Origin of the sequence: Nocardia asteroides (genome assembly GCA_019930625.1) — a bacterium.
Classification (GTDB): Bacteria; Actinomycetota; Actinomycetes; order Mycobacteriales; family Mycobacteriaceae; genus Nocardia; species Nocardia sputi.
This window is the reverse complement of the sequence record CP082844.1, coordinates 5,284,644-5,305,084: the sequence shown is the minus strand read 5'-3', so window position 1 is coordinate 5,305,084 and position 20,441 is coordinate 5,284,644. Positions and strand designations below refer to the sequence as shown.

Sequence of the window (20,441 nt, the reverse complement as noted above, 5' to 3'; positions counted from 1 at the left end):
TCGAAAGAAGTGCTCATGTCCACTGCCGCATTACCGCGCACCCTCGGCCGCCAACTCGACGACCCGGCCGACCTGGGCCGTGCCATCGATGAAATTCTCGCCGCGCGAACCGAGCCGCCGATTCTGCTCGCCCTCGGGGAACCGACGCACGGGATCGAGGCGTTCCCGTTGTTGCGCAACGAAATCCTCGGCCATCTCGTCGCACGGGGGTACCGGTCGATCGCGCTGGAGACCGACGTCTTCGCCGCGTCGGTTGTCGATGACTACGTGGCCGGGGGTCCGGCGGAGATCGACACGGTGCTCGCGACCGGGTTCAGCCACGGCTTCGGCGCCGTGCCGGGCAACCGCGAACTCGTCGAATGGCTCCGCGCGCACAACGCCGGTCGCGCGCCGCAGGATCGAGTTCGCTTCTATGGCTTCGACGCGCCGGTGGAGTACTCCGGTGCGCCGAGCCCGCGACGCACACTGACCTCGGCCGTCGACTACCTTCCCGTGCCGCTGCGGCCAGATTCAGTCCACGACCTCGACGCACTGCTCGGCGAGGATGCCGACTGGTCGAACCGGGCGGCCATGTTCGACCCGGCGGCGTCCATCGGCGGATCCGATCGCGCTCGCGCCCTGCGTATCGTCGCCGACGATGTCGCCTGCGCGCTGCGTCGCGCGGCACCCGGCCTTCGTCCCGCCGACCCGACCGGCTACGACCACGCCGTCGCGCACGCGCGCACCGCCCAAGGCCTGCTGCGCTATCACGCGGCCATGGCCGGCCCCGCCCCCGATCGCATCGCGACCATGCTCAGCCTGCGCGCGGAGATGATGGCCGATAACCTGCTCGCGATCGCGGCCCGAGAGCAGTGCCGCGGCCCGAGCCTGGTCTTCGCGCACAACGCGCACCTGCGGCGCGCGCACTCCCGCACGCTGATCAGCGAAGACGAGGCGAACTGGTGCGGCGCCGGCGCGCTCGTCGGGCTCGCCCTCGGCGAGCGCTACATGTTCCTGGCAACCGACGCCGGCCTCCACAGCGCTCCGGGCACCCTCCAGGGTGTGTTGGCCGAGGCGACCACCCGCCGCGCACTGTTCCCGGCACCGGCCCTGCGCGCCGCGCTTGCCCCGTCGATCGGCACAAGCGAACCGATCGTGCCCGGCCATATCCCACTCGACCCCGAAGATTTGGACGGCGCCGACGCGGTCATCTTCATCACCGATACCGACGGAAAGCGGCATCAGTACTGGTAGCAGCACTCGATGCGGCAGAGCGGCCGGTTGGCGGGGACCACCGCATGGGCGTCTGCGCCCCACGGAGATACGGTGCTCACGTCAGACCACGGCCTCCCAGGCGAACCCGTCCGGGTCGGCGAAGGCACCGATGTCGCTGCCGATGACGATCCGATGCGACCCGGTGCCCTCTGGGGAGACGCCGGCGTCCTTGGCGGCGGCGCGACGCCCGTAGAGCGCCAGCTTGACCGACGACGAGGCGGCGAACTCGACGTATTTACTCCCGAAGCTCTTCGCCACGGTCAGGCCGCGATCGATGTAGAACTGTTTGGTCGTTTTGACGTTGTCGACCCCGAGCAGAATCACGAAATCATCGATTTCCCTGGTCGCCGGGCCGGTGTCCTTCTTCGACGACGTCGCGACCTTCCAGATCGCCCCGTCCGGCGCCTGGACGACGCCGCCGTAGCCCCAGAAACTCTTCTTGGCCTGCTTCAGCGTCGTCGCTCCGGCGTCCACAGCGGTGCCGATGAGGCCGTCGACGGTGCTCGGCTGAGACACCACGAGCGAGAGGATGAAGCCACGGAACCCGTTCGTCGGCGTCTCCGAGGCGCGCACCCGCACCTTGTCGCCGAGACCGAACGCGGCGGCGTAGAAGTCCGCGGCGGCGGCTGGATCGGGCATCTCGAGGATGACGGACTCGATGGTGGGCTGCTTGACGGTGGTATCCATGGCGATGACGCTAATTGCTGCTCGGTGACCCGCGCTTCTCGATTCCTGACCGGTCTGGCCTGCCGCCGACCGCACGCGGTACCGAACCGCCGCAGGCCGCTGACGATATGGCGTCGCGAGGTTGCCGGAGTCGGAGTCGTGCGTCAGAGCCTGGCCGGGCGGGCACCGCGGCGCTGTGGACGCAGCTGGTACAGGCGATACCAAGCCAGCGCGAGGAAGAGGACCCCTAAACCGGCCACCACTCCCATGTCGACCAGCCACGTGCCGAGGGTGTGTTTCCACAGCGGGTCGGGCGCTCCCGAGTGCGGTGAGAGAGTGTCGAGGTCGAGAGTGGCGGCTCCCGCGCCGTAGCCCCAACGAGACGGCGATAGATAGGACAGTTGCCCTAGGACGGGTGTGCCGGGAAGCCGCACCATTCCGCCCGTGAGCACCAGCTGCGCCATCGAGAGCACGATCAGCAGCGGCAGTGTCTTCTCCGAGGTGTTCACCGACACCGACACCAGCAAGCCCAGTGCCAGTGACGCGATGCCGAGTAGCGCCATCACCAAGATCAGCTCCAGCTCCACCGACGTGAACACCCCTTTGGGCGGCATGCTCACACCAATGGTGCCGATCATGACCAACACCGCCGCTTGGAGGGTGGTGATCACGCTCAGGACCAGGAGTTTCGACATCAGATAGACCCCAGCTGACAGTCCGGCCGCGCGTTCTCTGCGGTAGATCGTCTGCTCTTTGACGATTTCGCGAATCGAGTTGCCCGTGCCGACGAAGCATGCGGCGAATGCCAGGATCATAAGCTTCGTCGGGGCATCGACGTTGGATCCCGGCGCCCCGATGAACCCTTCCCCGGACGGCACCAGGGCGATCAAGCCGCCCAAGAGCAGTGGCATCGCGCCGAGAAGCGCCAGATAGCTTCGGTCCGAGGCGATCACAGCCAGGTATCGCCGGCACAACGTACTGAGCTGGCTGAGCTTGGACTGCGGCGCGGGCGGCGGGGCTGGCGGACGCACTTCCACCGGCCCGACCTCGTCGGTCAGCCCGACCGCCACGTAGTTCTCGAAGCGTGGCGAAGCCCGGAATTCAGCGGCCCAGTCGCGGTCGTCCTCGCGGTCGAACGCCTGGAACACCTCAGCCCAGGTGCGCTTTCCGAACTGCTGCAACCCCTCCGCCGGAGGCCCGTAATAGGCCAGCCGACCGCCGGGCACGAGGACCAGCAGGCGGTCGCAGAAATCGAGATTCACAACGCTGTGCGTGACGACGATGACGGTCCGCCCGTCGTGGGCCAGCTCGGACAGCATTTCCATGACCGTCTTGTCCAGGCCCGGGTCGAGCCCGGAGGTCGGTTCATCGAGGAACAGCAGGGACGGTTTGGTCAGCAGTTCCAGTGCGACGCTCACACGTTTGCGCTGCCCGCCCGAGAGCTTGTCGATACGGGTATCGGCATGCTTCGACAAACCCAATTCGTCTAGCACCTCGTCGACCCGCTGCTCGCGCTCCTCGCTGCGTGTATCACCCGGGAAGCGCAATTCAGCCGCGTAGAGCAGCGCCCGCCGCGTCGGAAGCTGATTATGCAGGATGTCTTCCTGCGGGACCAACCCGATCCGGTGCCGCAGCTCGTCGTAATCGGTGTACAGGTCGCGTCCGTCGTAGCGGACCGTCCCCTCCGTCGCGGGCCGCAACCCGGTGACCGCGCCGAGCAGTGTCGACTTGCCCGCCCCACTGGGCCCGATGACGCCCACGAGCGAGCGCTCCGGGATCGGGAAGCTCACGTCGTCGAGGAGCACCTTGCCTTCCGGTGTCCGCACGATGAGGTTCTGCACCGAGACCGACACGTCGCCGGTATCGACAAACTTGCGCAGTTCGTCGCCGACCAGACGGAAAGCGGTGTGGCCCATGCCGATCAAGTCGGATTCGGACAAGTCTGCGGCGTCGACCCTGGAGCCGTTGACATAGGTGCCGTTGTGGCTGTCGAGATCGACGATCCGGTATCTGCCCGGGCCGACCGTGCGCAGCTCGGCATGATGACGGGAAACCATGAGGTCGTGCACGGCGATGTCGTTGTCGGCCGCGCGTCCGATCCGGAGGGTGGGAGAAGTGATACGGACTACCACGTCCGCAGGGGCCACCGGTGGCGCCGATCGCGAAACTCGCCGCGGCAGGCCCGGCTGGAACTTCGTGACCGTCGCATCCTCATCGAGGTTGTATCCGGGATCGGGGACGACCATCGTGTCGCCCTCACCATCGCCACCCGAGTCGTGGGTGGGTAGCCCCTCCACGGAACAGGCCAACTGCTCACCGTCCACGGCGTGACCGAGCTGGAACGTCTCGTCGTGGTCGATCACCATCCGGTCGACCCGGTGACCGTCGAAGAATGTTCCGTTGAGGCTACCCGCGTCCTCGATTTTCCAACCCTCCACACCCCGCTCCAGAACGGCGTGCAAGGAAGATACACGCGGATCGCTCACCACGATATCGGCTTCTGGATCGCGGCCGATATTATATGCGCCCCCGGCGCGGAGCCGATAGACGCGTTCTCTCGTCTGCACCACAAGAACCGGTGCCTCGGGTAATTCCGTGGAGGACGGTTCATACGCCATAACGGGAGTATACGACCGTTCGGCGGTGCCGCCGCAATAGTCCGTAACCCGGCATCCCGTCGGCGTGCCCGACCGTCTCCGGCACGGCTGACCGTCGCACCCTGCTGACCAGCGGAATCCCGTCAGTCCAGTGAATAGTAAATTACATCGTTCCGGGAAATGCGACAGCGAATCCAACTGCATTCAGCAGCTCGACCAAGGGAACCGCAGTGAAATCGAAAATCCCCGCGGATCGGGCCGATGCGGTTGTCCGATGCGGTATCGAGGCCGAATGCTGCCTTGTTGTTTTCCATGGGGACTGAACTGTTACATTTCAGGTCGGTGATGGCGGTAGCCACGCGACGACGATGTGGATCCTGCCGGCACCCATAACAATTCCGTAGAAATTCTGCGGTATTCCGTACACCGCGCCCCGTCGGCACCGGCGCTTTCGCGGCCCGACGCGCCCATGACGCGCCTTCTACGCGGACGATGCCGGGCGACCAGCGCATCCGGCCCGACGGGCGCCGAGCCGCCGATCAAGACAAGTAACGGATCGTTAGCGGAAAGCCTCGATAGGTCCTCGGTAGAGCGCCGCGCGGCCCGTCCCCCGCCTGTGCACCGGAGTAATCTACCGGAGTGTCGTCCTCACAGGTCGCCATTGTCTTCGCCCTCTGCGCGGCCCTGTGTATAGCGCTCGGGGCGGTGATCCGCCAGCGTGCCGCCGCGCGAACGGCCGGTGCGCCCGACTCGGTCGCGGCCATGGGCGATCTGCTCCGCACCTCCGAATGGTGGCTGGGGACCCTGGTCGGCGCCGGTGGATTCGCCTTCCAGGCCGCCGCTCTGGGTAGGGGTGCGCTGATGCTGGTGCAACCGCTGTTGGTGCTGTCGCTGCTGTTCGCTCTGCCGATGGGTGCGTGGCTCAACGGGCGCACGGTGTCGGCCCGCGAGTGGGCATGGGCGCTGGCGCTGACCGCCGCGGTCGCGATTCTGGTGGTGGTCGGCGACCCCAAGCCCGGCCAGTCGCACGCGGAGGCGTGGCACTGGGTGCTCGTGGGGCTCATCGGCGTTCCGTTGTTCACCGCCGCGTTGCTCGGTGCCCGCGCTTGGCCGGGGCCGCGTCGGGCGGTACTGCTCGGCCTGTGCTCCGGTGCACTCTTCGGGCTCGCCGCCGTGCTCATCAAGGGCGTGACCGCAACCGCAGGCCGCGGCACGAACGCGGTGCTCCTCTCGGCCGAGACATACGCATTGATCGTCGTCGGCCTCACCGCCACGGTGATGCAGCAATACTCGTATCGGGCCGGAAGCCTGCACGCATCGTTTCCGGCGGCGACGGTCGTCGAACCGATAGTGGTCGGCGCCCTCGGATTCCTGGCGCTCGGCGAGTACCTGGATGTGAATGTCGAACTGGTCGCGGTGCTGGTAGCCGCGTTCGTGACCGTGGTCGTCGCGACGGTGGCGCTCGCGCGCCACAAAGGCGTCGACGCCGTTCCAGACCATCACGACACCGCGCCACAGTGGGACGTACCGGCTGAGTTCCGCAGCGACAGCTCATAACCGCCGGAAGGGCGACCGCCACGGCTCTGCCGATGACCGAGCACGCCACCGACCCCCACGGGGTCACCCTGGTCGACTTCGGCTGTTCGATCTAAGACTGCGGATCGCTGGGTTCGGAATGGAGGTCGTTCGCTGAGCGAGGGTCGGAGGTGACCCACGTCACCGGTCGATGCTGTCAGGAATTCGGGGGCTGTCTCGTTCAGGGAGCACGCGAACCAGACAGGAGCGAACCATGAAGCACCGCATCGTCGTCCTCGGGGCGGGATACGCCGGAACCTTCTCCGCGGGATATCTGGCCCGCCAACTCCACCCCGACGACTTCGAGATCACCGTCCTCAACGCCGAACCCGATTTCGTCGAGCGGCTGCGCCTGCATCAGCTCGCCGCCGGGCAGGAACTTCGCCACCGGCCGCTGACGGAGGTGTTCGCGGGCACCGACATCCGGCTACGAGTGGCGCGGGTAACCGACCTCGACGTCGAGCACCGGACAGTCACTGTCGCCGACGACCAAGGCGTCGACCGGCTCGGATACGACACTCTCCTCTACACGCTGGGCAGCACCGCCGCCGACCACGACATTCCGGGCGTCCACGAGCACGCCTTCCACGTGGCCGCGCGGCCGGCCGCTCTACGCCTGCGCGCACGCTTGGACGAGCTGGGCGGGGACGGGAAGGTGCTGGTGGTCGGCGGCAACCTGACCGCGATCGAGGCCGCCACCGAGTTCGCCGAATCCCGTCCAGGACTTCGGATCGACCTCGTCACCAGCGGTGAACTGGGCGGCTGGCTGAGCGCGAAGGCCCGTGGTCACCTGCTGCGTGCCTTCGACCGGTTCGGCATCACAGTTCACGAGCACAGCACGATCGTGCGCGTCGAGCAGGGGGCGGCGGTCGCCGCGGACGGCACCACTTTCGCCTCCGACGCGATCGTGTGGGCCGCCGGGTTCGCAGTCCACCCGATCGCCGCCGCAAGCGGTCTCGCGGTGGAACCCAACGGTCAGATCACGGTCGACCGTCAGATGCGGTCGGTCTCGCACCCGAATGTCTACGCTGCCGGTGACAGCGTCTGCGCCATCGCAGAGAACGGTCGGCCGTTGCCGATGTCCTGCGCTTCCGCGGGGCCCACCAGCAAGGGGGCGATCTCCGGGATCATCGAAGACCTGACCGGGCGCAAGATCAAGCCGGCCTCGCTGACTTACGTCGGCAACCACATCAGTCTCGGCCGCAAGGACGCGATCTTCCAGCTCGTCGACGGGGATGCGCAATCCAAGCCGGGTGCCCTGCTCGGCAGGAAGGCCGCGCGTGTCAAGTCGGCGATTCTCGGGACCGCTGCCTGGAGCCTGAGCCACCCGACCGTCGGAAAGTTGAGTCACAAGTACCGCTCGGCCACCACTGGAGAGCATTCGCCCGACGTGGTCGCCGCATAGAGTCGTGCTCATGGACACTGCCACCGTGGCGCGTTTCGAGGCCAGCCGGAACCGGCTGGCCTCGCTCGCCTACCGCCTGCTCGGCTCGGCCGCCGACGCCGAGGACACGGTGCAGGACGCGTTCCTGCGGTGGCAGGCCGTCGACCGCGAGTGCGTCGAGGTGCCGGAGGCATGGCTGACCAAGATCGTCACCAACCTGGCGCTCGACCGGCTCCGTTCGGCGAAGGTGCGGCGCGAACGCGCGGTCGGCGCCTGGCTGCCCGAACCGCTGCTCGACGGCGACCCGATGCTGGGCCCGGCCGATACCGTCGAGCAGCGCGAATCGGTGACCTTGGCCGTGCTGACGCTCATGGAGCGCCTCTCGCCGGTAGAGCGGGCCGTGTACGTTCTGCGTGAGGCGTTCTCCTACAGCCATGCCGAGATAGCCGAGATCCTCGACATCACCGAATCGGCGAGCCAACAGCACGCCCACCGGGCCCGGCGCCGCATCACCGCCGAGCGCAACTCCCGCGAGATCGACCGTGCCTCCGCGCGTCGAATCGCCGAGGCTTTCGTCGCTGCCGCCTCCTCGGGCCGGACCGAACGGCTGGTCGCGCTGCTGACCGACGACGCGACCGGCATCTCCGACGGCGCCGCGGGACTGGCCGAAACGCTGATCCGGTACTCGACTCCGCAGCGGCTCGCCGACGCGGTGCGGGCCGGCTTCAGACCGTCCGCGGCCAAGCGGAGACTCGCCGGTGGCTCCCCGTCGATCCATGCCGCTATGGTCAACGGCTGCCCGGCCATGTTGTTCGCGCTGGACGACCGGGTCCTCGGTGTCGCGATCCTGGAGATCCGTGACGACAAGATCGCAGGCGTGTGCGGCATCGCCGCCCCGCGCCGACTCGGCCGCCTCACCGAGGAATGGCAGCGGCAGGAGCATGACGTCCCGCTGATCGAATCGTGGTAACCGGCTGTCCGACACCCGATCTCACGTTCGTCCGTCGGTTCCCGTCGAGCCATTCGACGAGCACCGCGGCCTGCCCGTGCTCGGCGTTCCCGATGCCGATGCGCACGCCAAGGGCCTCCTCCAAACGGACGCACGGAGTTCGACATCGCTCGGCCGGTGGGCGGTAGGTGTCGGTGGGCGGCGCTACGGTGACGGCGTGAACCGGACGGATCGGCTGTACGCGATAGTCGAAGAGCTGCGGGCGATCTCGCCGCGACTGCGCAGCGCGCGCGAGTTGGCCGCGCGGTACGAGGTGAGCATCCGGACGATCGAGCGGGATATCTGCGCGCTGCAGCAGGCCGGTATCCCGATCTATGCCGATGTCGGCAGGCGCGGCGGGTACGCGCTGGACAAAAGCATGTCCTTGCCGCCGCTGAATCTCACGCCCGCGGAGACCGTCGCGCTGGCGGTCGCGCTGGCCCGCCATCGCGGGGGCCCGTTCGAGCGGGCGGGCCGCAGTGCGCTGCGCAAGATCGTGGCGGTGCTGCCGGAACGCGACGCGGTGGCAGCCCGAGATCTCGCCGCGCGGATCCGATTGCTGTCGGTCGACGCACAGCAGGATCGCGAGATCCCGGCGGTGATCGAACGGGCCATCGAGGTCGGCAGGGTGCTGCGGATCGGCTATCTCGACCGGTTCGGCGCACGCACCGAACGCGAGGTCGAGCCGTTCGCGCTGGTGAACGGGACCAACGGCTGGTACCTGGCGGCTTGGTGCCGGCTACGCGGCAGTGCGCGCTGTTTCCGGTTGGACCGGATCGGTTCGGCGGTGACGACCGAACTGCCCGCGCCGCACCGCCCGTTCGACGGTTCGGCCTGGGACATTCCGGATTCCGGACTCCGGGTCGTCGCCTGGTAGAACCGATTCGAAAACACCGACAGGGGGATGTCGCCTCGGCGGGAGATCGTGTTCCGGCAAGACCACACGACCCCGAGAATCCGGAGACGATCGATGAGCACTCCCCCGTACAACACGGTGACCTGGTTCCAGGTAGGCAGCGACGAGCCCGAGCAGATCAAGGAGTTCTACGGCAAGCTGTTCGGCTGGTCCTACAGCCCGTACCCGAACAGCGACGACGGCTATGAACTGATTCACTACCCTGGCAGCGAGGCACCGAGCGGCGGTATCGCGCACACCCCGGACAGCGCGGCCAATCACGCCACCTTCCTGGTGGTCGTCGAGGATGTCGCGGCCACCGTGGCGGCGGCCGAGGCCCTGGGCGCCAAGGTGCTGACTGCGCCCGTCACGAGCGCGGACGGTCTGGTATCGGCCGATCTGCTGGACACCTCCGGCAATCATTTCGGCGTGTTCAGCCCCGCCCCCGCGGCGTGAGCGAACGGTGAACTCGTCTCCCGGCGCATCGCCGACGATGCGCCGGGAGGCCGACCGACGATTGGGCCGACGGCCGGATGCGAGCCACGAATCCGCATGGCCGCGACGAAGGCGGAGGGAGGCCTAGCCCAGCTCGGACAGCTGCGGGACGACAGGCGCGAAGCCATCGATCCACGCGGCCGGGGATCCGGTGGTCGGAGTGACCATGACCGCGTGCACGCCGAGCTTCGCGTATTCGGCCATCCCACGGACGAATTCGTCGCGGGTCTCCGGAGTCGGCCGCGGGTTGTTGGCCATGATCGTCTTGCGGATCTCGTCGTAGTCGCGACCGACGTCGTCGCAGTGCCTGCGCAGGACGTCGAGCTTGTGCTCGACTTCCCGGGGCGAGCCGAACAGGTTGCACGCGTCGGCGTACTGCGCGACCAACCGCAGCGTCCTACGTTCCCCGCTGCCACCGATCAGCACCTTGGGGCGGCTGATCGGCTGCGGCGAACACAGTGTCTCGGCCAGCTGGTAATGCTTGCCTTCGAACGGCCCGTTGTTCGCCGGATCCCACATCTGCCCGCAGATGAGCAAGGTCTCCTCGAGTCGCTCGAACCGTTCGGCCACCGAGGGGAACGCCACGCCGAGCCCGCGGTGCTCGCGCTCGAACCACGCGGCGCCGATGCCGAGCACGGCCCGCCCACCGGACAGGACGTCGAGTGTGGTGACGATCTTGGCGAGCAGACCCGGATGCCGGTACGTCACGCCCGTGACGAGCAAGCCGAGCTCGACAGTCGAGGTGTGCGCGGCCAGGAAGCCGAGCGTGGTGTAGCCCTCCAGCATGTTCGATTCCGCGGGGAGGCCGATCGGCTCGATCTGGAAATAGTGATCCATGAACGACAGCCAGGTCGCGCCCGACGCTTCGGCCGCCGCACCCACCCTGGCCAATTCACCGGCGATGGCGGTGGTTCCTCCGTCGATGTCGAAGATCGGTAGGTGAAAGCCGAGTTCCATGGCGTGATCTCCTCGTGTGTCGGCGAGCTTGCGCCCTCACGCTACGACCTGGAGTGCACTCCAAGGCAAGTCGAGCGCAACGCCGGTTCTACGAGGTTTCAGATGGCTTGCGAACAATGCGGGGTGAGGCGACACGGAACCTGTCAGGGGGCGGAATGTCACTCGTTTTCGGTGACGGTGGTGTCGGGGTGGCGGCGGCTGGTATCGGGTTTGACGAAGTGCCCGGTGATCGCGGAACGGTCGCGCCGGTTGTCACCGTGGTGCGGCTCATCCTCGCCGAGGGTGGTTTTCGGGTTCTCCGCCGCGGTCTCCTCGCTCACATATTCGCCGGTCTCGGCGGAACGAAAGCTCTTCTCGGCCACAGTGATCTCCTATGCGCTGTCTGGTCGTAACCCGTTGCGGGCGCTATGTCTAGTCAGTCACCGAATAGCACGCATACGCCGCGAGAAACGTCACCGGCAGCTCTTTTTCGCCATGCGATCCGCGAGAACCGTTCTTACGCTTGCATGGCAATCAACGACGAAGGAACGCTGGAGCGCGTAGTCGTGTCCTGACCCCCCATGGCAGGAGTCGACCGTGACATCCCGAGCGCGAGCCGGACCTTCCTACTTGTCGTGCTTTCGGCGCACCATCTCGGTGATCCAGATGGGCGCGAACGGAGACGTGCAGTTCGCTGGAGTCGGGTAGTCCTCGAGTACCCGCAAGCGCTCACCGATTCCGATCGCACGGGCGCGGTGCTCGGCGTGCTCGATCCCGATCTGCGCCAGGCAGTGGTTCATCGCCCACTGCAGGCGGTCCGGGGCGTGTTTCATCTCCGCCTCGATGACGTCGAGCAGTCCGGCGAGGTCGAGGCCTTCGGGCTTCTTCGCCACCCGTTCGGTGGTCAGCGCCCAGCCGGCACTGGCGACCACTCGATCCGGATCGGCGGTCCAGGCCAGGCGCAGTTCCTCGGAGTGCGGGTTCTTCTTCACCACGTAGTTGACGAGCCAGTCGTGCACCTTGGGTGTGCGCGCCTCGCGCACCATGGCGTCCAACTCGGCACGCTCGAACGTCTTCGGGCTGCAGATCAGAATCGCCAGCAGTCTCGCCGCGGTGTCACCGGTCTCCCACAGCGTGCGCGCTAGGGGGTGTCCTCAAAGTTGCTGCGGCGGATCTGCTTTGTGGCCGGTGGTGTTCTGTTTTGATGTCGCGTTGTGGTGCGCAGGCATGAGTTGACTGATGAGCAGTGGCAGGTCGTGGCGGGGTTGCTGCCGGTGTCGGGGGCCAGGGGCCGCCCCAGGGTGGATGACCGGCGGGTGGTCAACGGCATGTTGTACAAGGCCAAGACCGGGATCGCTTGGCGGGACCTGCCGCAGCGGTACGGGCCGTGGAAGACCGTCTACAACCGGTTCTGGCGGTGGTCGCGCAACGGGACCTTGGCGCTGCTGGTGGCGCGGGTTCGGGTGGTCGCCGAAGCGGTCGCCGAGCTGGATCGGGAGGTGTCGGTGGACTCGACGATCGTGCGCGCGCATCAGCACGCCGCCGGTGCCCGCCGCGGTCGGGTGGTCCATACCGGCGGAGACCGGGTTCTACCCCGAGGCAGGCGACGAGCCCGCTGACCACGCGATCGGCCGTTCCCGTGGTGGACCGACGACGAAGATCCACCTGGCCTGTGACGGGCTGGGGCGGCCGTTGTCGGTCGTGCTGACCGGCGGCAACGTCAACGACTGCACCGTGTTCACTCGAGTGCTGGCCGGTATCCGTATGCCACGCCCCGGGCGGGGCCGGCCGTGGACACGGCCACGTCGGGTGCTGGCCGACAAGGGCTACTCTTCACGAGCGATCCGGGAGCATCTGCGCAGACGCGGGATCGCTGCGACGATTCCCGAACGTGCCGATCAGCAGGCCCACCGCCGTCGTCGCGGCCCGGCTGGTGGTCGCCCGCCGAGTTTCGACCCGGTCGCTTACCGGCGCCGCAACGTGGTCGAGCGTTGCTTCAACCGGCTCAAGCAATATCGGGCCATCGCCACCCGATACGACAAAACCGCAACCTCTTACCGCGGCATGCTCGACCTGGCCACCCTGCTCATATGGCTTTGAGGACACTTCCTAGTTCCTGCTGAGTTTTCAGCCGCTTCGCGAGCGCGCGCAGCTTGCTGAGGTTCACACCGTGATCGTCACCGTGTCTCTCGTTCACCTCGCGTGCCTTCGGGTCTTCGAGCGCGGCCAACTCGGCCATCACCTCGGCCAGCGTCGTCTCGGCCACCTCGGGCTCCTTCCATAACAGAGGAGATCCACCCTATGAGAACGCTGCCGTTGCGCTCGACGTCGACGCACCCTCGCCGAACAGCTCGGGGTTTCGCGGATCACCGGGATCACGGAGGTGACGTCGGCTTTCCCGCCGCCGGAACCAGCCGCTGCGCATCCGTCGTCCGGTCCTGATCGGCCACCTCCGAGCGAACGTCGCACCCGGTGGTCCGCCCGCCGAGACGAATCCTCGTGGTCGGGCCGAACGTGAAGGCGTCGGCACCGGCGAGTTGCCAGCACCACGCGCGCAGACGGTCGGACCTGGAGTTTCCCAGCACTGACGGCCACGACCCCAGGGGCCGGTAGCGGCGCGACGTAGGATGATTTCCCGGTCTCGGGCGCGGCTGCAGTACGCGCGAGTGGAGCAACTTGCTCTCAGCGGCGACGGATTCGAATTTCTCGGTCATCGAACAGGAAGTCGGCAGGAGGTATGCGGGTGGGAGCGGCGCGATCTGGACACCAGCGAGTTGTTCGTGGTCGATTGCGGAAGACCGGCGTTGCCGTGGCAACAGCTGTGCTCATGTCGTCGATCGGCCCGGCCGTGGCTACCGCCGTGCCACTCCACGCGCCCGTATTGCGCGCCCCGGCAGGCGGTTTCACGGAGCTTTCCGTGCCGTCCAGCATGGGACCGATCAAAGTCCAGGTGCAGTGGGCGGCCCGCGGCGGGAGCGCTGCCCTGTATGTGCTCGACGGCCTGCGAGCGCCGGGCGACCACAACCAGTGGACGACCGATACCGACGCTCTGCGCCAGTTCGAGAACGACAATGTCACGTTGGTGTTCCCCGTCGGTGGCCATTCGAGCTTCTACACCGACTGGTACCGGCCGAGCAGCACGAACGGTCAAACGACGACGTACAAATGGGAAACCTTCCTCACTCGGGAACTGCCCGCCTACCTCCAGCGATACGGTGTCTCGCGCACCAACAACGCCATCGTCGGCGCCTCCATGGGAGGAAACGCCGCCCTCACACTGGCCGCGCATCACCGCGACCAATACAAATTCGCCGGATCGTTCTCGGGATTCCTGCACCCCACCTTTCCGCTCTGGAACGAAGCGATGCGCGCTGCGATGTGGGACGAGGGCCACTTCAACGTCGATGACATGTGGGGTCCGGCCGGAGACCCTGCCTGGAGCCGCAACGACGCCACCGTTCAGGCGGAGTTGCTGCGCGGACTGCCGATCTACATCTCGACCGGCAACGGCGTGCCCGGTCCGCAAGACCTGCCGTACGGGGTCGGCAACACCGTCAACGCGATGAGCCTCGAGTCGATGACCACCACTGCCACACAAATCTTCCGTGACCGGATCGCCGCGCTCGGAATCACCGCCCGCGTCGACATCGTCAACGGAACGCACACCTGGCCCTACTGGCAGCAAGCACTCGCGACCGCGCGTCCGATGATTCTCGACGCGCTGCGCGCGCACTGAACTCGGTTCTCCGAGTGCCGACCTGCACTCGTCCGGCGATCGGGCGGGGTGGAAAGTCGCGGAAAGACCGCGTCACCAGATCAGCAGGTCACGTCCACTACGGCAGTCTTGTGGAACGACACATGCACATGGTCGTAGTGATTGGCGGTCGGGCTCCCTCGGTCTTCCAGGTACGACCAACCGCTGCCGTCGTTGTACCGTTGCCGCCAGATCACGTAGGTCACGCCGAAACGCTGTTGGTTGGCCAGCACGAAATCGGCGATGGCGTCGCCGCGTGCCGAATCGGATGTCATCAGATCGAGCGCCAGCCCGGCGCCGTGGTCGCCGTCGCCCCGGCCGACGGCGCCGCCGATGTCGGTGACGCCGAACGTCTTCTTGAGCAGGTGGCCCACCTGTGCCACGTGCGGGCGTGTGCCGACCAGGTCCGTTGAACACGGGACGGAGGGAGGCGGCGGGGGCGGGTGCTGTATCGCCTGCTTGGCCGACGGTGGTGGTTGCTCGGCCGCCGCCGCGGCCTGCGCCGGTACCGGCGGCGCCGTCGACGGCACGGTCGTCATGGCCGGGTCGCTCGCCACGGCGGACGACGGCGCGGATCCGACCGCCGCGACATGCTGAGCAGCCGGGTTCGGTCGAATCGCCGCCCACAGCACGACGGCGATGATTGCCGCTATGCCACCCACAACCAGGGGCGTGAGCTTCCGGGTTGCCGTCCGCTTGCGATGTTGACCAGGCATGATGTCGATTACCGATTACGTCGAGGATAGGTCACCGATACATTACGAAATGGTCGCGGAAATGTCACGCCGAACGGGTCGGCGCTACGAGCAGCCCATCACGCCCACAGTGGTCTCGGCACGGGCGTCCCGCAGGGCATCGGCACTGGCACAACGGGGGTCGACTGCTCCAGCGGGCTCGACCGACCATCGTCTCGGCGGACCAAGATGAGCGGCTACGGCTGGAAGAACGCCAAAGAAATCTCGATCAGGTTGTAGGAAATTGTCGCGGCGACTAACCGGCGGATCCGCGGCACCAGCAACGCCCGCCGCCGGCGCGCTTGCGCCGAGAGATCATCGACTTCGCCGATCGTGCTCGTGCTGGGCGGCCACGACCTCGGCCGTGTGCCGACGGATCCACTCGAGGAACTGCTGCAACGACACCGAGAGACTCCGGCCCAGTGCGGTGAGTTCGTAGTTGACCCGCGGCGGCGTGGTGGGCTCCACGGAACGCGCGACAAGCCCGTCCCGCACGAGCGTGCGTAGCGTCTGCGACAGCATCTTCTCGCTGATCCCGCCGATCATGTCGCGCAGCTCGGAAAACCGCAGTGGCCCGCCGCCCAGCGCGGTCAGGATCAGCATGCCCCAGCGGCTCGTGATGTGGTCGAGCACCTCACGGGCAGGGCACTCACTGTTGAATGCGTCACTCTGCACCGGCCGAGCAGTGCCACCGACTTGCGAACGTACCACCATGACCGGAGCTTACCTGGAGGTATGTCCTTACTGAGAGTAATCCCGCAGCCTACGCTGCTGCCATGGTCACAGTCGTTTTCGGAGCCAGAGGCAATGTCGGCCGCCACGTCGCGGCAGGTCTGATCGCGAGGGGCAGCCAGGTCCGTCTGACAAGCAGGGAACCCGACACGGCGGGCTTCCTATGGGGCACAGAGGTCGTCGCGGCTGATCTGGAGCGCCCCGAAACGCTGCCCGCCGCACTCGAAGGCGCGGAAGGCGTGTTCCTCTATGCCAAGCCCGAGGGGATCGACGGTTTCGTGGCGGCGGCCGAGGCCGCCGGGGTACGGCACGTGACACTTCTGTCGTCCGGGGCTGTCTTGGGCGGCGATGCCGACAACCCGATCGCCCGCATGCACACCGTCGTCGAGTCCGCCATCGAAAAGTCCGGTCTGGAATGGACATTCATCCGGCCCGGCATGTTCGCCACGAACGCACTGTGGTGGTGGCAGCAGTCCATCCGCGACGCCGGCGTCGCCCGTGTGCCGTATGCCGACGCGCGAACTGCGCCTATCCACGAGAAGGATCTGGCGGCGCTCGCGGTGACCGCCCTGACCGAGCCGGGTCACCACGGCCACGCCTACACCGTGTTCGGTCCCGAGTCACTGACCCTGCGGCAGCAGGTGCGGCACATCGGTGCGGCCATCGGCCGTGAGATCGCCCTCGAGGTGATCTCCGTCGAACAGGCGCGCGCAGAACTGAGCAAGACCATGCCGTCGATCGGCGTCGAGGCCGTCCTGGCCGGATGGAAGGCCGGAACAGTGGCGCCACCGCAGGTGTCGTCGATCATCGAGGAGGTCACCGGACGCCCCGCGCGAACGTTCGCGCAGTGGGCAGAAGATCACGCGGCCGACTTCCGCTGACCCATAGTGAGCGTCGCTGAGGTCCCATCTCACGCCATGCCGGAGTCGGGGGGCGATCCGATCAGCCCCCGCCCCGCCGACCCTTCCGGTCTGCTCGACATAGCCGCAGTGCTACATGGCGTGCGAGGACCGATCGAGTGCGCTGCTGGAACACGATCGCGAACGGCGATCATGCCCGAAGGCTGTCGGACCTCCGCTCACCGTGCATCATCGGGGCACGATGCTCTTGGCACCCACCATGCGCACCAGGCTGAGGATCGGAAGCCCGATCACGAGATGTTCGATCCCGGTGGAGATTCCCACCCAGAGGTGGCTGGACAGTGCCAGTGGAATGATCACCGCCGCCGCGGTGAGGATTCCCACGATCCAGCTGAAGAACAATTCCGGTGACGGAGTGCCCAGGCGAAGCAGGTACCAGAGCAGTCCGGCGAGCAGTGTGCAGATGAATGCCACCACCGCGAACCAGTACGCGTCCTGGGCCATCGGGTTCCACACCCCGAACGCGCCGCTCTCGGTGACCCGGGTCGCGATGATCTCGATGATCAAGGCGCACAGCCAGGCCGCAAGAGCGGTCACCACGGCCGCCGCGATCACACCACCGACGAACATGCCGATGTTGACCTCCGGGCCCTGTTGTTGCCGAGGCTGCCGGTCCGGAAGATCGGATTGCTGGTATTCGCTGTATCCGTGACCTCGGTGGCCGTATCCGGAGCCGTGGTCCTGGCTGTATCCGGAGCCGGGGCTGTATCCGTGATCTTGGCCGTACCCAGGATCACGGTAATTCCCCGGCTGATAACCGGGTTCATAGCGTGCGGTGTGCTGGTCGCGCGGATCCATGGGATTCAACCGCCGATCACCTCCGTCTTCAGCATGCGTGTGCGTCGAGTGTAGGGCCGCACCGAGCGTGCCGCTGACCGCCTACCCAACTCCGCTCGGCCGTGGCAGCGCCTTGGATTGCCACCTTGGCAGAACTTGCTGCCACGCAACGCTCTCGCTCCCAGCCCGTTCACGGGTTCGGCATCCACGCACGGTCTCGGATCGTCGACGTATGCGATGCTGGAACCCTGAAACCATTGCTACCGCGCCCGGCATGTTGGGCATGGCGACGACAACCGATGCGCGTGAAACCGACGTCGGTGGGTAGGCCACGGACGTGACCGAACCCGTAAACCAGAACGCACCCGAACTGGGCGACCAGACCGACACCTCCCACCCCGACGACTTGGACCTCGAGACCCGCGAAACCCCGGAGAACGAGGACGTGAACGAGGAGGCGGGCGCCGTCGAACCGCCCGACTGAGCACCGTTTCACCCACGGCGGGCGGGGAATCCCGCCCGCATGGGTATCACCGTCGCCGTCACCGGGCCGACCGGCGAGATCGGCATCTCCGCCGTCACCGCACTCGAACGCGACCCGGCGGTCGACCGGATCGTCGGAATGGCCCGCCGACCGTTCGACCCCGCCGCACACGGCTGGAGCAAAACCGAGTACCGGCGCGGCGACATCCTCGACCGAACCGCCGTGGACGCCCTGGTCACCGAGGCCGACGTGGTGATCCACCTGGCGTTCGTGATCATGGGCTCCCGGGAGGAGAGCGCTCGGGTGAACCTGGCGGGCACCCGCAACGTCTTCGAGGCGACGGTCGCCGCCGAGCAGGCCCGCCGCCTCGTCTACACGTCCTCGGTCGCCGCGTACGGCTACCACCCGGAGAATCCCACCCCCATCACCGAGGACGTGCCGCCCGAGGGCTCGCCCGAGCACTACTACTCCGAGCAGAAGGCAGCGTGCGAGGCGGCGCTCGCCGAGATCACCGCCGACTCCGACCTGGAGGTATTCGTGCTTCGGCCGTGCATCGTGGCCGGCCCGAAAGCGCCGGCCCTGCACGACCTGCCGTGGCAGAGACTCCCCCGCCCGTTGCGCACACTGGCCAAGGCCAATCCGCTTTTCAAACCGGTGATTCCCGACCCAGGCCACCCGCTGCAACTCGTCCACCACGACGACGTGGCCGCCGCCATCGCGCTGGCCGCCACCGCGGATGCGCCGCCCGGCGCCTACAACATCGCAGGCGACGGCACCCTCACCCTCTCCGACGTGGCAGCCGCACTGGGCGGCAGGCCGGTGCGCGTCCCCGCAGTCGCCGCCACCGCCGCATCCGCGGCCCTCGCCCGCCTCCCCTTCGTGCCCGCCACCCTGGAGTGGCTGCACATCGTCCGCACGCCCGTCGTCATGGACACCAGCCGCGCGAAGCGGCAACTCGGCTGGAAACCGACGCATACCTCCGCCGAAACCCTCGCAGCGCTCGCCGCCGCCCGCTGAGCCTCGGAATCCCACCCGGCCGCCGCAGACCAGAGCTGATCGGAATACGACGAACTCGCAGCTGCGGCCGACCACCGCCTGCGTGGTCACCCGTTGCGATCTCGATGACTGTAATGCTGGCCGCGCCGTACCAGGGCTGGTTTCCTCTGAGCCGGATCATCAGGTTCGAGCGAAAGGCCCCCGGTATGTCCGCCGACCATACAGCCGAGACCGAGACCGACCTGGCAGTGGTCGAACTCGGCGCCCACATCGGCGCACAGATCGACGGGGTCCGGCTCGGTGGTGACCTGGACGCGCGGACCGTCGCCGCCATCCGCGCCGCACTGAGCGAGCACAAGGTGATCTTCTTCCGTGGCCAGCATCACCTGACGGAATACGGCCAGTACGAGTTCGCGCAACTGCTGGGACAACCGACCACCCCGCACCCGACCATCACCTCGGCGGGTGTGAAGAGCCTGGCCATCGATTCCCGCCACGGGCGCTCCAACACCTGGCATACCGATGTCACGTTCGTCGACCGCGTCCCGAGGGCATCGATCCTGCGTGCGGTGTCGCTGCCCAGCTACGGCGGTTCGACCACCTGGGCCTCGACCGTCGCCGCGTACAACGCGCTTCCGGAACCTTTGAAGCGGCTGGCGGAGAGTCTGCGCGCGCGGCACAGCAATCAGTACGACTACGCCGCCGCCGTCGAGGACGATCCGGACGAGAACACCAGGGCCTACCGCCGGGAGTTCGAGTCCACCTACTTCGAGACCGAGCACCCCGTGGTGGAGGTGCACCCGGAGACGGGTGAACGCGCCCTGTTGCTGGGCTGCTTCGTGAAGCAGATCGTCGGCCTGTCCAGCCAGGAGTCGCACGCGCTGTTCCGATTGTTCCAGGACCGGGTGACCCGCCTGGAGCACACCACCCGCTGGGACTGGTCCCTCGGAGACGTCGCCATGTGGGACAACCGCGCCACACAGCACTACGCGGTCGACGACTACGACAGCAATGAGCACCGCAGGCTGACTCGTATCACGCTCGCCGGACCGGTTCCTGTCGGTGTCGACGGCACGCCGAGCACGGTGATCGCGGGCACCGCCGAAAACTACTCGGCCGTCGGCGCTCTCACGCGGGCGGCATAGCCCGTCACCAGGGTGGATGCCGTCACGAACATGACTCGCACACAGATGGTTCGGCGGAATCCGCCACTCGCTCTTCGCAGCTTCTCGCCACGGACGTGGTCGCTGAGCC

Annotated in this window: 19 protein-coding genes and 2 pseudogenes; 12 read left to right on the top strand and 9 right to left on the bottom strand. The window is 67.1% G+C overall.

Annotated elements, in window-relative coordinates; all coding sequences use genetic code 11:
• The first annotated feature begins 15 nt into the window (after positions 1–15).
• Complete coding sequence (locus K8O92_24440) at positions 16–1,233, top strand: erythromycin esterase family protein (protein UAK30989.1); 1,218 nt, start codon at positions 16–18, stop codon at positions 1,231–1,233.
• An 81-nt stretch (positions 1,234–1,314) separates the two neighbouring features.
• Here K8O92_24440 and K8O92_24435 read toward each other — a convergent pair whose 3' ends face one another.
• Together K8O92_24435 and K8O92_24430 are read right to left on the bottom strand one after the other, a co-directional pair.
• Positions 1,315–1,941, bottom strand: coding sequence for a glyoxalase (locus tag K8O92_24435; protein UAK30988.1), 627 nt, complete (start codon positions 1,939–1,941; stop codon positions 1,315–1,317).
• A 143-nt stretch (positions 1,942–2,084) separates the two neighbouring features.
• On the bottom strand, positions 2,085–4,538 hold the full coding sequence (locus K8O92_24430) for an FHA domain-containing protein (GenBank protein UAK30987.1): 2,454 nt from the start codon (positions 4,536–4,538) through the stop codon (positions 2,085–2,087).
• A 618-nt stretch (positions 4,539–5,156) separates the two neighbouring features.
• On the opposite strand from K8O92_24430, the gene K8O92_24425 reads away from it, so the two are divergent.
• The 5 genes from K8O92_24425 to K8O92_24405 all read left to right on the top strand — a co-directional run bounded on the left by K8O92_24425 (position 5,157) and on the right by K8O92_24405 (position 9,815).
• Positions 5,157–6,074 carry a DMT family transporter gene (locus tag K8O92_24425; GenBank protein ID UAK30986.1) on the top strand — a complete coding sequence of 306 codons (918 nt, stop codon included), beginning with the start codon at positions 5,157–5,159 and terminating at the stop codon, positions 6,072–6,074.
• A gap of 232 nt (positions 6,075–6,306) precedes the next feature.
• Complete coding sequence (locus tag K8O92_24420; GenBank protein ID UAK30985.1) at positions 6,307–7,497, top strand: FAD-dependent oxidoreductase; 1,191 nt, start codon at positions 6,307–6,309, stop codon at positions 7,495–7,497.
• Between the two features lie 10 nt (positions 7,498–7,507).
• The gene (locus K8O92_24415) at positions 7,508–8,446 is read left to right on the top strand and encodes a sigma-70 family RNA polymerase sigma factor (GenBank protein ID UAK30984.1); all 939 of its coding nucleotides are present in this window, start codon (positions 7,508–7,510) and stop codon (positions 8,444–8,446) included.
• A 196-nt stretch (positions 8,447–8,642) separates the two neighbouring features.
• The gene (locus tag K8O92_24410; GenBank protein UAK30983.1) at positions 8,643–9,341 is read left to right on the top strand and encodes a YafY family transcriptional regulator; all 699 of its coding nucleotides are present in this window, start codon (positions 8,643–8,645) and stop codon (positions 9,339–9,341) included.
• 93 nt (positions 9,342–9,434) lie between these two features.
• Positions 9,435–9,815, top strand: a complete 381-nt coding sequence (locus tag K8O92_24405; GenBank protein ID UAK30982.1) for a hypothetical protein — start codon at positions 9,435–9,437, stop codon at positions 9,813–9,815.
• Positions 9,816–9,938: 123 nt separating this feature from the next.
• Here K8O92_24405 and K8O92_24400 read toward each other — a convergent pair whose 3' ends face one another.
• The 3 genes from K8O92_24400 to K8O92_24390 form a co-directional block, all read right to left on the bottom strand.
• Positions 9,939–10,811 carry an LLM class F420-dependent oxidoreductase gene (locus K8O92_24400; GenBank protein ID UAK30981.1) on the bottom strand — a complete coding sequence of 291 codons (873 nt, stop codon included), beginning with the start codon at positions 10,809–10,811 and terminating at the stop codon, positions 9,939–9,941.
• A 158-nt stretch (positions 10,812–10,969) separates the two neighbouring features.
• Entirely contained in the window at positions 10,970–11,173 is a 204-nt protein-coding gene (locus K8O92_24395; protein ID UAK30980.1) for a hypothetical protein, read from the bottom strand.
• 243 nt (positions 11,174–11,416) lie between these two features.
• Positions 11,417–11,923: a DNA alkylation repair protein gene (locus tag K8O92_24390; GenBank protein ID UAK35923.1), complete on the bottom strand. Its 507-nt coding sequence runs from the start codon at positions 11,921–11,923 to the stop codon at positions 11,417–11,419.
• 84 nt (positions 11,924–12,007) lie between these two features.
• Between K8O92_24390 and K8O92_24385 the strand changes: the two are divergent.
• Positions 12,008–12,890: pseudogene (locus K8O92_24385) on the top strand (IS5 family transposase).
• Between the two features lie 10 nt (positions 12,891–12,900).
• On the opposite strand, the pseudogene K8O92_24380 reads toward K8O92_24385, so the two are convergent.
• Positions 12,901–13,029 (bottom strand): annotated as a pseudogene (locus tag K8O92_24380) (DNA alkylation repair protein).
• A 588-nt stretch (positions 13,030–13,617) separates the two neighbouring features.
• On the opposite strand from K8O92_24380, the gene K8O92_24375 reads away from it, so the two are divergent.
• Positions 13,618–14,526 carry an esterase family protein gene (locus K8O92_24375; GenBank protein UAK35922.1) on the top strand — a complete coding sequence of 303 codons (909 nt, stop codon included), beginning with the start codon at positions 13,618–13,620 and terminating at the stop codon, positions 14,524–14,526.
• 80 nt (positions 14,527–14,606) lie between these two features.
• On the opposite strand, the gene K8O92_24370 is transcribed toward K8O92_24375, so the two are convergent.
• Both K8O92_24370 and K8O92_24365 read right to left on the bottom strand, forming a co-directional pair.
• A complete protein-coding gene (locus K8O92_24370) occupies positions 14,607–15,260 on the bottom strand; it encodes a hypothetical protein (GenBank protein ID UAK30979.1) in 654 nt (217 codons plus the stop codon).
• 333 nt (positions 15,261–15,593) lie between these two features.
• The gene (locus tag K8O92_24365) at positions 15,594–15,992 is read right to left on the bottom strand and encodes a helix-turn-helix transcriptional regulator (GenBank protein UAK30978.1); all 399 of its coding nucleotides are present in this window, start codon (positions 15,990–15,992) and stop codon (positions 15,594–15,596) included.
• A 62-nt stretch (positions 15,993–16,054) separates the two neighbouring features.
• Here K8O92_24365 and K8O92_24360 point away from each other — a divergent pair, with 62 nt between their 5' ends.
• The gene (locus K8O92_24360; GenBank protein UAK30977.1) at positions 16,055–16,891 is read left to right on the top strand and encodes an NAD(P)H-binding protein; all 837 of its coding nucleotides are present in this window, start codon (positions 16,055–16,057) and stop codon (positions 16,889–16,891) included.
• A 207-nt stretch (positions 16,892–17,098) separates the two neighbouring features.
• On the opposite strand, the gene K8O92_24355 is transcribed toward K8O92_24360, so the two are convergent.
• Complete coding sequence (locus K8O92_24355) at positions 17,099–17,737, bottom strand: hypothetical protein (protein ID UAK30976.1); 639 nt, start codon at positions 17,735–17,737, stop codon at positions 17,099–17,101.
• A 307-nt stretch (positions 17,738–18,044) separates the two neighbouring features.
• On the opposite strand from K8O92_24355, the gene K8O92_24350 reads away from it, so the two are divergent.
• The 3 genes from K8O92_24350 (at position 18,045) to K8O92_24340 (ending at position 20,332) form a co-directional block, all read left to right on the top strand.
• Positions 18,045–18,191, top strand: a complete 147-nt coding sequence (locus tag K8O92_24350; protein ID UAK30975.1) for a hypothetical protein — start codon at positions 18,045–18,047, stop codon at positions 18,189–18,191.
• A gap of 39 nt (positions 18,192–18,230) precedes the next feature.
• Complete coding sequence (locus K8O92_24345; GenBank protein ID UAK30974.1) at positions 18,231–19,208, top strand: NAD-dependent epimerase/dehydratase family protein; 978 nt, start codon at positions 18,231–18,233, stop codon at positions 19,206–19,208.
• A 185-nt stretch (positions 19,209–19,393) separates the two neighbouring features.
• Positions 19,394–20,332, top strand: a complete 939-nt coding sequence (locus K8O92_24340; protein ID UAK30973.1) for a TauD/TfdA family dioxygenase — start codon at positions 19,394–19,396, stop codon at positions 20,330–20,332.
• The last annotated feature ends 109 nt before the right edge of the window (positions 20,333–20,441 follow it).

What these genes read in the sequence shown, in the direction of transcription:
- K8O92_24440 (UAK30989.1), top strand. Translation starts at nt 16, where the DNA reads ATGTCCACTGCCGCATTACCGCGCACCCTCGGCCGCCAACTCGACGAC.
- K8O92_24435 (UAK30988.1), bottom strand. Translation starts at nt 1,941, where the DNA reads ATGGATACCACCGTCAAGCAGCCCACCATCGAGTCCGTCATCCTCGAG.
- K8O92_24430 (UAK30987.1), bottom strand. Translation starts at nt 4,538, where the DNA reads ATGGCGTATGAACCGTCCTCCACGGAATTACCCGAGGCACCGGTTCTT.
- K8O92_24420 (UAK30985.1), top strand. Translation starts at nt 6,307, where the DNA reads ATGAAGCACCGCATCGTCGTCCTCGGGGCGGGATACGCCGGAACCTTC.
- K8O92_24415 (UAK30984.1), top strand. Translation starts at nt 7,508, where the DNA reads ATGGACACTGCCACCGTGGCGCGTTTCGAGGCCAGCCGGAACCGGCTG.
- K8O92_24405 (UAK30982.1), top strand. Translation starts at nt 9,435, where the DNA reads ATGAGCACTCCCCCGTACAACACGGTGACCTGGTTCCAGGTAGGCAGC.
- K8O92_24400 (UAK30981.1), bottom strand. Translation starts at nt 10,811, where the DNA reads ATGGAACTCGGCTTTCACCTACCGATCTTCGACATCGACGGAGGAACC.
- K8O92_24375 (UAK35922.1), top strand. Translation starts at nt 13,618, where the DNA reads ATGTCGTCGATCGGCCCGGCCGTGGCTACCGCCGTGCCACTCCACGCG.
- K8O92_24370 (UAK30979.1), bottom strand. Translation starts at nt 15,260, where the DNA reads ATGCCTGGTCAACATCGCAAGCGGACGGCAACCCGGAAGCTCACGCCC.
- K8O92_24365 (UAK30978.1), bottom strand. Translation starts at nt 15,992, where the DNA reads ATGGTGGTACGTTCGCAAGTCGGTGGCACTGCTCGGCCGGTGCAGAGT.
- K8O92_24360 (UAK30977.1), top strand. Translation starts at nt 16,055, where the DNA reads ATGGTCACAGTCGTTTTCGGAGCCAGAGGCAATGTCGGCCGCCACGTC.
- K8O92_24345 (UAK30974.1), top strand. Translation starts at nt 18,231, where the DNA reads ATGGGTATCACCGTCGCCGTCACCGGGCCGACCGGCGAGATCGGCATC.
- K8O92_24340 (UAK30973.1), top strand. Translation starts at nt 19,394, where the DNA reads ATGTCCGCCGACCATACAGCCGAGACCGAGACCGACCTGGCAGTGGTC.